General features: G+C 59.7%; 10 protein-coding genes. 9 read left to right on the top strand and 1 reads right to left on the bottom strand.

Annotated features, from left to right (window positions below; genetic code table 11):
• The first annotated feature begins 234 nt into the window (after positions 1-234).
• From serS to EII11_RS03710, 9 genes are all read left to right on the top strand, one after another.
• Complete coding sequence (serS, locus tag EII11_RS03750) at positions 235-1,512, top strand: serine--tRNA ligase (protein ID WP_124868735.1); 1,278 nt, start codon at positions 235-237, stop codon at positions 1,510-1,512.
• Positions 1,513-1,805: 293 nt separating this feature from the next.
• On the top strand, positions 1,806-2,720 hold the full coding sequence (locus EII11_RS03745; RefSeq protein ID WP_124868733.1) for an HAD family hydrolase: 915 nt from the start codon (positions 1,806-1,808) through the stop codon (positions 2,718-2,720).
• A gap of 92 nt (positions 2,721-2,812) precedes the next feature.
• Positions 2,813-4,408, top strand: a complete 1,596-nt coding sequence (locus tag EII11_RS03740) for a xylulokinase (protein WP_124868731.1) — start codon at positions 2,813-2,815, stop codon at positions 4,406-4,408.
• Between the two features lie 89 nt (positions 4,409-4,497).
• On the top strand, positions 4,498-4,932 hold the full coding sequence (locus EII11_RS03735) for a Fur family transcriptional regulator (RefSeq protein ID WP_124868729.1): 435 nt from the start codon (positions 4,498-4,500) through the stop codon (positions 4,930-4,932).
• 159 nt (positions 4,933-5,091) lie between these two features.
• Positions 5,092-6,549: a catalase gene (locus EII11_RS03730; RefSeq protein ID WP_124868727.1), complete on the top strand. Its 1,458-nt coding sequence runs from the start codon at positions 5,092-5,094 to the stop codon at positions 6,547-6,549.
• A 325-nt stretch (positions 6,550-6,874) separates the two neighbouring features.
• Positions 6,875-8,626: an L-lactate permease gene (locus EII11_RS03725; protein ID WP_124868725.1), complete on the top strand. Its 1,752-nt coding sequence runs from the start codon at positions 6,875-6,877 to the stop codon at positions 8,624-8,626.
• A gap of 220 nt (positions 8,627-8,846) precedes the next feature.
• The gene (locus EII11_RS03720; RefSeq protein WP_124868723.1) at positions 8,847-9,647 is read left to right on the top strand and encodes a (Fe-S)-binding protein; all 801 of its coding nucleotides are present in this window, start codon (positions 8,847-8,849) and stop codon (positions 9,645-9,647) included.
• Positions 9,647-11,230 carry a LutB/LldF family L-lactate oxidation iron-sulfur protein gene (locus tag EII11_RS03715; RefSeq protein WP_124868977.1) on the top strand — a complete coding sequence of 528 codons (1,584 nt, stop codon included), beginning with the start codon at positions 9,647-9,649 and terminating at the stop codon, positions 11,228-11,230. Before EII11_RS03720 ends, EII11_RS03715 begins: the two co-directional genes overlap by 1 nt.
• Positions 11,230-11,880: a LutC/YkgG family protein gene (locus EII11_RS03710; protein WP_124868721.1), complete on the top strand. Its 651-nt coding sequence runs from the start codon at positions 11,230-11,232 to the stop codon at positions 11,878-11,880. The genes EII11_RS03715 and EII11_RS03710 overlap by 1 nt, the downstream gene beginning before the upstream one ends.
• 60 nt (positions 11,881-11,940) lie before the next feature.
• Here the strand turns inward: EII11_RS03710 and EII11_RS03705 are convergent, their stop codons facing one another.
• Entirely contained in the window at positions 11,941-13,383 is a 1,443-nt protein-coding gene (locus tag EII11_RS03705; RefSeq protein ID WP_124868719.1) for a L,D-transpeptidase, read from the bottom strand.
• Positions 13,384-13,645 lie beyond the last annotated feature (262 nt).

Raw genomic sequence — 13,645 nt, 5'->3', positions numbered from 1 at the left:
TGGTCGCTGCAACGTTGGCCTTGGAAGGGGTTGGTTGTTGTGGTGCGGGAGTATTGGGGGAGAGAGTCTTGGCGCCCGCGTGTGAGTCCAGGCCAGATGTGGGGGCGGCAAGGGGGAAAACTGCTGTGAGTGCACACCTGGGAGCGGGAGGCAAGAGCGAGAGCAGGCGAATGCGCTGTCCGCGCCGGGGGCAGGGGGTGAGCTGAGTGCCCCGCCTGAACTACCATGGGAGTCATGATTGATGTGCGTGCCCTGCGTGAGAATCCTGAACCCGCCCGCGCCTCCCAGCGAGCTCGCGGCGCTGATGAAACCCTGGTCGATCAGATTATCGAGGCTGATGCCCGACGTCGAAGTGCCCTGCAAGAGTTCGAGCAACTGCGCGCCACTCAAAAAGATGTCTCGAAGTCAGTTGGCAAGGCCTCCCCTGAAGAGCGCCCCGCCGTCTTGGCTAAGGCAAAGGAACTTGCAGAACAGGTCAAGGCTGCCGAAGCACGCTCCAATGAGGCCGGTGCTGAAGCTGACCGTCTGGCTCGCCTCCTGCCCAACCTCATCCTGGATGGTGTTCCCACCGGCGGTGAAGAAGATTTCGTTGTGCTCCGTCACGAGGGCGGCGACCCCCGTGACTTCGCTGCAGAAGGTTTTGAACCTCAGGACCATCTGGCGTTGGGTGAGGGCCTGGGCGCCATTGACGTCAAGCGTGGTGCGAAGGTTTCCGGCTCGCGCTTCTACTACCTGACTGGTGTGGGTGCCCGCCTGGAATTGGCCTTTATGACCATGGCGATGGATCAGGCTGTTGCTACAGGCTTCACCCCCATGATGACCCCTACCCTGGTTACGCCTGCAGTCATGGGCGGTACGGGTTTCCTCAACGAACATTCTGACGAGATCTATTACCTGCCCGCTGATGACCTCTACCTCACCGGCACTTCCGAGGTGGCTCTGGCTGGATACCATGCCGATGAAATCCTTGATCTGTCGGGCGGTGCGAAGCGCTACCTGGGATGGTCGACCTGTTACCGCCGCGAGGCTGGTTCGGCAGGTAAGGACACGCGAGGCATTATCCGTGTCCACCAATTCAATAAGGTGGAGATGTTCTCCTTCTGCCGCCCGGAGGACGCTGAGGAAGAGCATGCGCGTTTCATAGGTTGGGAAGAGGAGATGCTGCGCAAGGTTGAGCTTCCCTACCGTGTTATTGACACGGCTGCGGGCGACCTGGGTACCTCCGCTGCACGCAAGTTCGACTGCGAGGCGTGGCTGCCCACCCAGGAGCGCTGGATGGAAGTCACCTCAACGTCGAATTGCACGACCTTCCAAGCTCGTCGCCTGGGCATCCGAGAGCGTCGAGAAGATGGCCAGATGTACCCTGTGGCGACACTGAATGGCACCTTGGCTACCACCCGTTGGATTGTGGCAATCCTGGAGAATCACCAGCAGGCTGATGGTTCTGTGCGCGTGCCCGAGGCTTTGCGCCCCTACCTGGGTGGCCTGGAGGTCCTCACTCCGCTGGCGTGACAGCCTGGGGGTTCAATGGAGCGGGGCTATGCGGGCAGCTATGGCGGGTGAGTCCTGAGGGGAGGAAGGGTGAGTCTCATTCATCAGTCCTGGCACATGAACTGAATACATCTGCAGGGCAGGGATGAAATCTCTGATTTCTCTGGCCAGGCTCGCCCACCATCTGTGTGCCTGGGGGTTTCGCGTAAGGGAACTCCCAGGCATCCCGCCACTACCTTCGTCACTTCCCAACTACACGGTTATCCAGCGGCTCAGCACTCAGGGCGCGCATATCACGACAGGAATCAAGCACGATGAGCCTTTTACTCACACCCCCTAACTCTGGTGAGAAGCCGATTCCTTTCGATGAGCTTGTCGCCAAAGTGAAAGCCGAATTGCCTGAGACGCTTCCACGCGATCTCAATGAGATTCTTATTGCCCTGGATGTTGACGGCACGATTCTGCTTCCTGAGGGGGCCTCAAACCGTGTGCTGGATGCTTTCCATACGCTGAACGAGTCCGGTGCGACGGTGGTGATTGCGACGGGTCGTGGTACGGAGGGCGTGCGTCCGGTGTGGCGTCATCTACAGGCTGATTCGGGCTGGAGCGTGTGTTCGAATGGTGCGGTTGCCGCGCACTGGAACCCTACTTTTGATGATGGTGTGGAGATTATCCGCACCCACACCTTTAACCCTGCCCCGGTCATTGATCGCCTGTGTGAGGCGATGCCTGATGTCTATCTGGGTGTAGAGGTGCACAAGGGATTTTTGATTTCTCGGACGTTCCCCGGCTCAGTCTTTTTTGAGGACACCTGGGTGCGTGATGTTGCGGAACTGCGTGAAACGGACACACCTCGTTTGGTGGCGATGGCTGAGGATATGAATATTGTGGAGTTCGAGTCCTCTTTGAAGGACATGGGGATTGGCGATATTGCTCAATATGCTGTGGGCTGGACAACCTGGGTGGATATTGGACCTAAGGGGTGTACGAAGGCCACGGGTCTGCAGGATTTAGTGGATGAGCTGGGGATTGCTCCGCATGCGACAATCGCGGTGGGTGATGGCATGAACGACATTGAGATGCTCACGTGGGCGGCTCATGGCGTGGCAATGGGTTCGGCTTTGCCGGAGGTTCGTCGCGCGGCGAATGCAGTGACGGGTTCGGTGGAAAATGATGGTGCTGCTGCTGTCATGTGTGCTCTTGTTGAGCGTTCCAAGGAGCGTGCGTAGGCCGTTAACCTCACGCCATTGTCGTGGTTTTGGGGCACAATTACTTGAGAGCAGTCGTGTGTGGCTGCACCTTTGATGAAGAAAGACGGATTATGACTATCGAACAGCGTCGTTCCCTTATCGAGTCCGGCCAGGCCGCCTTGGGTATTGAGTTTGGGTCCACCCGCATTAAGGCTGTCCTTATTGGCCCTGATCACGAGGTGCTCGCCTCGGGAGGTTTTGCGTGGGAGAACCAGTTGGTTGATGGACGCTGGTCCTACGCCCTTGATCTCGTTCACGAGGGGATGCGCGCCTGCTACGCCTCGTTGGTTGAGGATGTTCGCGCCCGCTACGATGTCACACCTACAACGTATGCGGCCCTGGGTATTTCAGCGATGATGCACGGCTACCTGGCTTTTGATGCTCAAGGAAACCAACTCGTTCCCTTCCGCACCTGGCGCAATACCTCAACGGCGCAGGCTTCGCAGGAACTCAGTGAGCTTTTTGATTTCACGATTCCTCAGCGCTGGTCGGTGGCCCATACCTATCAGGCGATCCTCGATCAGGAGGAGCACGTTCCTTCCTTGGCGAAGGTGAATACGCTGGCGGGCTATGTCCACGAGTTGCTCTCGGGCGAGTTCGTGCTGGGGGTTGGGGACGCTTCGGGGATGTTCCCGATTGATTCTGACACCTGCGACTACGATCAGGCGCGCGTGGAGGCCTTTGACGCCCTCGTGGCGAAGGCGGGCCTGACCTGGGGGTTGCGTGAGCTCTTCCCGCGCGTTTTGTCGGCTGGCGCTGAGGCGGGCGTGCTCACCGCTGAGGGGGCGGCACTGCTTGATCCAACGGGTGCTCTGCAGCCGGGCATCCCGATGTGTCCCCCCGAGGGCGATGCGGGCACTGGCATGGTCGCCACTAATGCTGTGGCTCCTCGAACGGGGAACGTGTCGGCGGGAACCTCGATCTTTGCGATGATCGTCTTGGAGCGCGCCTTGAAGAAGGCGTACGTCGAGGTTGATCCGGTGACGACGCCTGATGGCTCGCAGGTGGCGATGGTCCATTCGAATAATGGTGCGTCGGAGTTGGATGCCTGGGTGGGTATGTTTATCAGCTTCGCCAAGCTCGCAGGCATGGATGTGGAGGCGGGCGAGGTTTACGAACTGCTGTACCGTCATGCGTTGGAGGGCGAGGCTGACGGCGGCGGTCTGTTGGCCTACAACCTGCTCTCCGGTGAGCCGGTGGTGGGTGTGGAAGAGGCTCGCCCGCTATTTGTTCGCACTGCGGAGTCTCGCTTTACCTTGGCCAACGCTATGCGCACGCAGTTGATGGCGGTGTTTGCGCCGGTGCGTGTGGGGATGGATATTTTGCTGGAGAAGGAAGGGGTGGCGATTGATCGCCTCTTCGCTCATGGCGGCATTTTTAAGACCGCAGGCGTGGCTCAGAAGGTGCTGGCTGATTCGCTGGGTATCGCCATTGAGGTGGGGGAGACGGCTGGCGAGGGTGGTGCGTGGGGTATCGCCGTGTTGGCCCGCTACCGTGTGGCGGGGGCTGGGTTGAGTCTGCCGGAGTATTTGTCGCAGAAGGTTTTTGCGGATGCTGATACCTCGGTGATTGCTCCTGATGCTGCTGATCGGGTGGCTTTTGAGCGCTATCTTGGACGCTACGTGGAGGGGTTGGAGATTGTGCGGGCGGCTGCGGCGCACAGTTGATAGCGTGGGAGGATGTTCTGGAAATGACACCTTCACTAGATGTGTTCATTAAATGGACTGAGTCCAGATTATTGGGGTAGGGTGGAGTCATGACGCTTGAAGAACGCCGTGCGCGAATCAAAGACGCAGGCCTGCGGGTCACCGCGCCGCGCCTGGCCGTGCTTGACGTTCTTCACGCTCACCCCCACGCCACAGCCGACATGGTTGTGACCGCCGTGGAGGAAAAACTCGGCTCCATCTCCAAGCAAGCCATCTACGACGCCCTCACTGCCTTCACCCAGGCAGGCCTCCTACGCAGGCAGGTCGTCGAAGGTGGAGGCGCCCGCTACGAGATTGAACGAGGCGACAACCACCATCACCTCTGGTGTGAAAGCTGCGGGAAGTACCAAGACGTCGAGTGCGCACTTCGACAACCTCCCTGCCTCTATCCAGTAGATGATCACGGTTTTGCCATCCGTATGGCCGACATTGTCTACAGGGGGATATGCCCCGACTGTCAAAAAGCAGCCGAGCACAACTCCTGACACTGCACGGCACTGCTCATCAAGCAGCGCCGAGCATCACTATCGGAAAACGCCCCACCTCTCGTGGCGGAATGGCTCATCGGCCACCGCTCTCCTCACACCCGCGCCCTCGAAACAGCGGGTATGACTCCTTGACTCTCCTCTCATCTAGGACTCATCATGACCAACTTTGACCCCACCGTGCCCTCCACTACCGAGAGCGGCGAACCTCGCCAGTCCGACTCCTACTCCATGAGCGTCGGCGCCGACGGCCCCCTCATGCTCCACGACGTGAACCTCGTCCAAAAGCTCGCCCGCTTCGACCGCGAGCGCGTTCCCGAGCGCTCCCCCCACGCGAAGGGCTCGGGTGCTTTCGGTGAGTTCCGCGTCACCGGAGATGTCTCCGCCTACACCAAGGCTCAGCTGTTCCAGCCTGGCGCTGTGACCCCTGTCCTGCACCGTTTCTCCACCGTCGCTGGCGAGCTCGGCTCCCCTGACACCTGGCGTGACGTGCGCGGTTTCGCCGTGCGTTTCTACACCCAGGAAGGCAACTTCGACATCGTGGGTAACAACACCCCGATCTTCTTCCTGCGTGATCCCATGAAGTTCCCCGACTTCATTCACTCCCAAAAGCGCCTGCCCGACTCCGGCCTGCGCGACGCTAACATGCAGTGGGATTTTTGGACGCACTCCCCTGAAAGCGCCCACCAGGTCGCTTACCTCATGGGGGATCGCGGCCTGCCCCGCACCTGGCGTCACATGAACGGCTACTCCTCCCACACCTACATGTGGGTCAATGCCGAGGGCGAAAAGTTCTGGGTGAAGTACCACTTCCTCACCAACCAGGGCGTCGAAAACATGACCAACGCCGAGGCCGTTGAGCTCGCCGGTAAGGACGCTGACTTCCACCGCCGTGACCTCTTTGAGGCCATCAAGGAAGGCAACTTCCCCTCCTGGACCCTCTACGTTCAGGTCATGCCCTACGAGGATGCGACAACCTACCGCTTCAACCCCTTCGACCTGACCAAGGTGTGGCCGCTGGCTGACTACCCGCGTATCGAGGTCGGTACCCTCACCCTGAATGAGAACCCCACCAACCACTTCGCACAGATCGAACAGGCGGCCTTCTCTCCCTCGAACACCGTGCCCGGCACCGGCGTGTCCCCCGACAAGATGCTGCTGGCCCGCATCTTCTCCTACCCCGATGCTCAGCGTCACCGCATTGGCACGAACTACAACCAGCTGCCGGTCAACGCCCCCGTCTCGCCCGTCAACTCCTACGACAAGGAAGGCCACATGCAGTACCACCACTCCGGTGCTGCCCCGGTCTACGCCCCCAACTCCTACGGTCGCGCCTACCAGGATGAGGAAATGGTCGTGGAGAACGGTTGGGAAGCAGACGGTGCAATGGTGCGTTCGGCCTACACCCTGCACGCCGAGGACGATGACTTCGGCCAGGCACACACCCTTGTGCGTAAGGTCTACAACGATGAGCAGCGTGAACGCCTCATCGAAACCGTCCTGGGCTCCCTTGAGGGCGTTGTCGAACCCGTCCTGTCCCGAGTCTTTGACTACTGGCGCAACATTGACCAGGAAGTGGGCGACACCCTCGAAGCCCGCTACCGCGAAACTCACTGAGCGGGCCTATCACCCCTGAAAGAGACGGTCCGGGCAAGAGGGGACGGGTGCTGCCGCGTTCGCTGGGGGAGTGCGCAGCACGTCTAAGCCTGTCCGTGATTTCAAGGATGTCACCGCTCAGACAGAGAAGGTTGGGGGGCGTTGCCAATGGCAACGCCCCCCAACCTTGCATATGCAGGCAACACTGGCGCCAATGCCCAAAGGCCAGTGTGTTAAATATCGTGCCACCAGCGTCAACGACGCCTACTGACGGAGTTTCAGTAGGCGTTTTCCGTATCAATCAGTTAGCGTACTTTCACAACCGACATGCACTCTGGGAGCCCTCATGAATCTTCACGCCGCCACTGCCGTACTCTCAACGGCTACTGCGAATACCGCCATCGAGGCCGCCCTTCCCGCTGGCTTCACGCCGTCAACAACGGCTGTGGCGGGCAACGTATGGCTGACAGCACTGGTTGGCGTCATCCCCCTGCTCCTCTTCTTCGTCCTGCTGGGGGTCTTCAAAGTCAAGACTCACTGGTGCTCCCTGGCATCACTGGCGGTCGCGATCATCCTTGCCGTTGTCGCCTTCGGGATGCCCCTGCCGCTCACTCTGCTATCAGCAACCCAAGGTGTTGCCCTGGGCCTCGTGCCGATCATCTACATCATCGTTGCTGCTGTGTGGCTCTACAGCCTGACAGAAAAATCTGGACGCAGTAACGATCTGCGTGCTGTCTTTAACTCCATCGGCAAGGGCGATATGCGTGCACAAGCCCTCATTGTCTCTTTCTCCTTCTGCGGCCTCCTTGAAGGACTCGCGGGCTTTGGAGCGCCCGTGGCAATTACTGGCGCAATGCTTGTCGCCCTCGGGGTACCCGCCATTAAGGCAGCCGTCCTGACCGTCGTCGGTAACGCCATTAACGTTGGCTTTGGCGCCATGGCTATTCCCATCACCACCGCCGGCCGCCTCGGAGGAGAAAACCCCCTCTACGTCGGTGCCCTCATGGGCCGCCTGAGCTGGATCCTCGCCGCTTTCATCCCCCTCATCCTCCTGGGCATCATGGACGGAACGCGCGGCATTAGGCAACTCTGGCCGCTCGCCCTCGTTGCGGGCGCAGCAACGGCAATCGGACACTTCTTCACCCCGACCTTCTCCTACGAACTCACCGCGGTCACGGCCTCACTTCTGGGGCTTGCCGCCTCCGCCCTTTTCCTCCTGGTGTGGACCCCCATAACCCCTGAGGAAGAACGCAGCCACGTTGATACCACCAATGCTCCCGACCGCCAGCGCATCGCCCTGGCCCTCTTGCCCTACATCCTCGTGGTGGTCGTCATTGGCTTCACGAAACTGTGGCGTGTAGGAGTCGACGTTGATGCCCTCTTGAAGTCCACCGATGTGAAAATCCAGTGGCCAGGTCTCTACGGAGAACTGCTCACCACCTCCGGAGAACCCTCAGGATCAGCCATCTACACTCTGCAGATCCTCTCCAACCCCGGCACCTGGATTTTCGTCACCGGCCTGATCGTTGCCGTCGTTTACGCCGCTTATGGCAAGCCAGGTAGCTTCGAGATGCCACTATCGCGTTCCTTGGCAGCGCTCCCGCAGACCATCTACAACCTCCGCCTGTCCCTACTCACGATTGCCTTGGTGATGGCCCTGGCTTTCGTCATGAACTTTTCCGGGCAGACCAGTGCGATCGGCGCAGCCTTGGCCGCCACTGGCGCAGCCTTTGCCTTCCTCTCACCCCTGCTGGGTTGGACGGGTACGGCAGTTGCTGGGTCGGCCACCAGTGCAGGTGCCCTCTTTGCGAACCTTCAGGCTACGGCTGCTGCTGGCGCGAACCTCGAACCAGGCGTGCTGCTGGCAGGCAACACCATCGGCGGCGGTTTGGGCAAGATTGTGTCGCCTCAGAACCTCACCGTGGCGGCCACCGCTATCGGTGAACCCGGTTCAGAGGCCGAGATCCTGCGCAAGGCAGCACCGTTCTCCATTGCCCTTGTGCTGACCTTGTGCGTGCTGGTGTTCATGGCATCTCAGGGGTGGTTCGGCTCGTATCTGCCGGACCCAACTGCCTTCCCGAATGGGGCGGGAGTCTGAGCCGCCTGCCTTTTTCGCATGGCTCATGTGACGTTAACAGCATGGAGCATTACCTAACTGACGTGGGTAAACACTGATTTTTTGGCGGAATAACAGGCCCTTATTTTTAGGGCTGCCATTGCGGTCAATCTGTTCTAGCGTCGAATCAATCGCGGGTGTCACCTCGCCCGCTCGACCCCACATGACTACAAGCCCTTCTGATGACCGCAAGGAGGAGCACATGCGTTTTGCGCTCTTTGCCACCTGCATCGGGGACTCCATGTTCCCGCAGGCCCCTCAGGCAACCGTCACCATCCTCGAACGCCTCGGCCACGAGGTCGTCTTCCCTGACAAACAGGTCTGCTGCGGGCAGATGCACGCCAACACCGGATACTTCAAGGAAGCCGGGTCGATTATCGCCAACCATGTGCGGGCCTTCGCCCCCGTCCTCGACGGCGAATGGGACGGCATCGTCGTGCCCTCCGGTTCCTGCACCGGCGCCACCCGCCACGAACAGTCCATGGTGCTCGAACATATCGGCGAGGACGAACTCGCTAAGCAAGCCCGCCAGATCGCCAAACACACCTATGACCTATCCGAAGTACTCGTTGACGTGCTGGGCGTGACCGACGTGGGAGCCTACTTCCCCCACAGGGTTGTCTACCACCCCACCTGCCACTCCATGCGCGTGGCAAAGGTTGGCGACCGCCCCTACCAGCTCCTGCGCGCCGTCCAGGGCATTGACCTCGTTGACCTCCCAGACGCGGAGGTCTGCTGCGGCTTTGGCGGCACCTTCGCCATGAAGAACCACGAAACTTCAGCCGCCATGTTGGCGAACAAGATGACCAACGTTCTTTCCACCCAGGCTGAGGTGCTGTGCACCGGCGACTACTCCTGCCTCATGCATATCGGTGGTGGTCTGGCGCGCCTAAACTCCGGGGTGAGGATCATGCACCTAGCTGAAATCCTTGCCTCCACCCAGGACGAACCCTTCGTCTCGAATGTCTCCTTCGCTCCCGACTCCCTCGCGGCAGGTGCATGATGCGCAACGTCTTCCTTGGTATGCCCCGTATCTTCACTGGCGCTTCTTCCGACTCTTCTGACGAGGCCGGCGCCGTCAATACCGGCGGGTGGATCACCACCGTCACCCCACCGGCCAACACCCTACGCTGGGGCCACACTTTCCCCGAGGGCGCTCATGCGACCCTGGCCAATACGCAGATGCGCCGTAACCTCGGATACGCCACTCGGACGATCCGCGGGAAACGTGCCTTGCGCGTGGGTGAAATGCCCGACTGGGAGGAATTACGCGACGCTGCAGCCGCCATCAAGCACGAGGTGATGAGCAACCTACCTGAGCTGCTCGTCCAATTCGAAGAAAATGTCACCGCTCGTGGCGGTATTGTCCACTGGGCACGCAACGCCGCTGAAGCGAACGCCATCATCCTTGACATTATTCGCTCCAAAGGCGTGAGCGAGGTTGTCAAGGTCAAATCCATGGCCACGCAGGAAACCAACCTCAACGAGTACCTCAAGGAACGTGGCGTCACCGCCCATGAAACCGACCTCGCAGAGCTGATCGTCCAGTTGGCCGACGATATGCCCAGCCACATCGTCGTTCCCGCAATCCACCGCAACCGGGCCGAAGTGCGCGGCATCTTCCTGGACAAGATGGAAGGCGCCCCAGAGGACTTGTCCACTGACCCGCAAGAGCTCACCAACGCCGCCCGCATGTACCTGCGCCGAAAGTTCCTTGAGGCCAAGGTTGCCGTGTCGGGGACGAATATGGGTATCGCTGAAACAGGCACGGTTTCCGTCTTTGAGTCTGAAGGTAATGGTCGCATGTGCCTGACCTTGCCTGACACCCTCATTACCTTGATGGGTATTGAGAAGATCGTGCCGCGTTTCCGTGACGTGGAGGTGTTCAGCCAGCTTCTGCCGCGTTCGGCAACGGGTGAGCGCATGAACCCTTACACCTCTATGTGGACGGGCGTACATCCTGGAGATGGCCCGCAGGAGTTCCACCTTATCCTGCTCGATAACGGGCGCACGAAGACCCTCGCTGACGAGGTCGGACGCCAGGCACTGCACTGCATCCGTTGCGGCGCCTGCATGAATATTTGTCCTGTCTACCAGCAGACCGGTGGTCATGCGTACGGGTCGGTCTACCCCGGCCCGATCGGCGCGATTCTCACCCCGCAACTGACGCAGGGCCTGTCCCATGATGATCCGGTTCACTCCCTACCTTTTGCCTCTTCACTGTGTGGAGCCTGCGGCGAGGTGTGCCCGGTGAAGATTGATATTCCCGAGGTGCTCATCCACCTGCGTGCTCGTACGGTGGAGGAGTCAGGCAAGATCCTGCCGGATATGTGGGATGTTGGTATGAAAGCCTCGGCTGCCCCAATGTCGAATGCGACGCTGTGGAAGGTGGCGACAGCGCCCCTGAAAGCGACGCGCCTACTGGGTGGTAAGAAGCAGCGGATCGGCGCACTGCCCTTCCCAGCATCCATGTGGACGGGCGTTCGTGACGTGCCCGTCGCGCCGAAGGAAACATTCAGGCAGTGGTGGGATCGCACGCACCCATCAGATCAGCCAACGCAAGGCCCGCAGGAAGGGGAGAAGTGATGGACGCTCGGACTGCTATTTTGGCGCGCCTGGTTGATGCTTTGGACCGCAGTCAGCGTGAGCCTGCTCCGCCAGTACCTCGCGACTACATTCAGGTGGGTGAGAGTGCCCCGGGTAGTGAGCCGGTGGTGGAGGCCATGGTCGAGAGCCTAGAGGACTACGGGGCCCGTGTCCGCCAGGAGACGGACGAGGCCGGTATTGCAGAAGCTATTGATGATCTGCTTGGCGAGGCTCGCAGCGTTGTCGTGCCGTCTGGTCTGCCGGAGTATTTCCTTGAGGCTGCCCGCCGTCGAGGGCGCGAGGTGCGTATCGACACGCGGGAGAATCCGCTGACCAAGGCAGACCTTGATGCAACCGACGCGGTTCTGACCTCGTCACGTCTGGGTATTGCGATCTCGGGCACTATCGTCCTTGATGGCGAGGCGGATCAGGGGCGACGGGCGATCACCCTCGTTCCTGACACGCACATTATTGTTGTTGAACGAGACAGCATTGTGACGACTGTTCCTGAAGCGGTGGCCGTTTTGAACGAGAACCCTACGCGGCCATTGACGTGGATTGCTGGCCCATCAGCAACGAGTGACATTGAGCTGGTGCGTATTAACGGCGTTCATGGGCCGCGAAATCTGGGGGTTGTCATCGCGCACTGACGCCTCAGGTGGCGGGTAAGCGCGGACAGCTTCCCGCCACCGTCCTAGTGGTCAGTGGATTTAGTAGTGGGTGACGACGGTTGTGCCCATCTCCGCCCATTTCCACAGCCACTGGGAGTCGGGGACGGGGATGTTAATGCACCCGTGGGAGGATTCATCAGTGCCGATACCAAACTCCTTCACCCATGGGGCTCCGTGAAGGGCGTAGGAGCCGTGCCAGTAGGACACCCACGGTACGTCACGTTCACAGTAGGGCCAGTCGGCGGTGCAGCCCATATCCTGCTTGTCATACTTGAGGTAGACGTGGAAGGTGCCAGTGACCGTCTCATGCCCCACACCACCGTGGTTAATGAGGATCGGCCCGTAGGCAACCTCGTGGCCCACGTAGGCGGTGAGCGTTGAATCCGTGAGGTTCACATCCACCCATTTTTCGCCGGGGCGCGCCTGATGGGCGAAACGCTCAGGGCCAGCGGGAACCACTCGCGAGTCAAAGCCGGCGGGCACTTCGTCAAAAGTCAGTGTTGCTTTGGCTGCTGTGGAGCTTTGGATAGCCTTAAGAATCTGAGCGCGAACGGCCTCTTCATTTGTCAATGTCACACCCGGTTTAGCGGGCCGTGCCAGTGCAATGAATTGTCCCGCGGCATCAACATTGTTGATGCCGTTGATTGGATTACGGTTGGCGGTCTGGAAGACGCCGTCAATCCATTTGTTGATCTCTGCAATGTTGAGCTGGGCATCCAGGGTGCCGTTGTTTTCTTTGACCGTCACCCACTTGACCTTGTCGGCGGGGGAAGCCGTAATAGTTTCCTTCGGCGTGACAATCTCAACTGCGGCGGATACGAGCTCATTTGCTGCTTGGGCTGCCTGCTCGGCTTCCTCGGTGGTGATTCGTGGATCAACGTGGGCTTCGTGAACGTTAACGGTCGTTGAGCTCAAGTCCTGAGCGGCCGCATTAATCGCATCCTTCAACTCTGTGTCGCTGGCCCCACGTCCGGCAGTCGCAGGAGAAGAGATCAGTGAATTGCCGTCAGCGGCGACAACAACACTTCCTTGAGTGGGGGCGGACCCCGTGAGCTTATTCACCGTGTCAGTGAAGGTATTAAAGGCGCTTGAGTCAGTTGAAACAACCGCAGGAATAACCGTTGGCATGAAAAGGGAGTGAAGTGCGGCATTGACAGTGCCACTACCTGCCAGGGCAGCGTCCGCAGTTGCTTCAGCATTAACGCGCGCACCTGTTTGGCTGAGTGGAACGGTTGTGGTCTTACCAGCGATTTGAACTGTCACCTGCGCCGCGGAGTAGGTGTTCTTCACCATCTGGGTGATTTCTTCACGGGTCATGCCTGCAACAGAATGGCGTCCGACGTGTACGCCGGGAAGAGCACGTTCGCTGTGATCCGAGGTGAAATCAGCGATTCCTACCCCAACTCCGGCAAGAAAAAGCGCGCCGGCGAGCGTTGCCCACCACAGCCGTGATTTCAGCGGGAAGTTGTTTGCGTGTTGCACGAGGTGATCCTATGAGTGACGGTTGACGAAAGCACACAGAACTAGGTTCTAATCTAACCCACATGCGGCAGAAATGATGAACGAATATCTCTGCCCGAACGGTCAAGAAAGGCCTCCCCATTTATAAGAATGGCGAAAAGTCCTGACTGGCAATGAGCTCTACTGGGGATAGCCACGCGCTCCCGCCTGTGCGCTCACAGGGTTTTCGAGCGATTTTGGCGCGGAGATTCTCTGAGCGCACACGCGGGTGCGCGTCGCACAA

The organism is Schaalia canis, assembly GCF_003858455.1.
Taxonomy (GTDB): domain Bacteria; phylum Actinomycetota; class Actinomycetes; order Actinomycetales; family Actinomycetaceae; genus Pauljensenia; species Pauljensenia canis.
The sequence above is the reverse complement of the archived record's forward strand: the minus strand, read 5'-3'. Positions and strand labels throughout refer to the sequence as shown.

Excerpts from the sequence above, each read along its gene's own strand:
- serS (WP_124868735.1), top strand. The coding sequence starts at position 235 with ATGATTGATGTGCGTGCCCTGCGTGAGAATCCTGAACCCGCCCGCGCC.
- EII11_RS03745 (WP_124868733.1), top strand. The coding sequence starts at position 1,806 with ATGAGCCTTTTACTCACACCCCCTAACTCTGGTGAGAAGCCGATTCCT.
- EII11_RS03740 (WP_124868731.1), top strand. The coding sequence starts at position 2,813 with ATGACTATCGAACAGCGTCGTTCCCTTATCGAGTCCGGCCAGGCCGCC.
- EII11_RS03735 (WP_124868729.1), top strand. The coding sequence starts at position 4,498 with ATGACGCTTGAAGAACGCCGTGCGCGAATCAAAGACGCAGGCCTGCGG.
- EII11_RS03730 (WP_124868727.1), top strand. The coding sequence starts at position 5,092 with ATGACCAACTTTGACCCCACCGTGCCCTCCACTACCGAGAGCGGCGAA.
- EII11_RS03725 (WP_124868725.1), top strand. The coding sequence starts at position 6,875 with ATGAATCTTCACGCCGCCACTGCCGTACTCTCAACGGCTACTGCGAAT.
- EII11_RS03720 (WP_124868723.1), top strand. The coding sequence starts at position 8,847 with ATGCGTTTTGCGCTCTTTGCCACCTGCATCGGGGACTCCATGTTCCCG.
- EII11_RS03715 (WP_124868977.1), top strand. The coding sequence starts at position 9,647 with ATGCGCAACGTCTTCCTTGGTATGCCCCGTATCTTCACTGGCGCTTCT.
- EII11_RS03710 (WP_124868721.1), top strand. The coding sequence starts at position 11,230 with ATGGACGCTCGGACTGCTATTTTGGCGCGCCTGGTTGATGCTTTGGAC.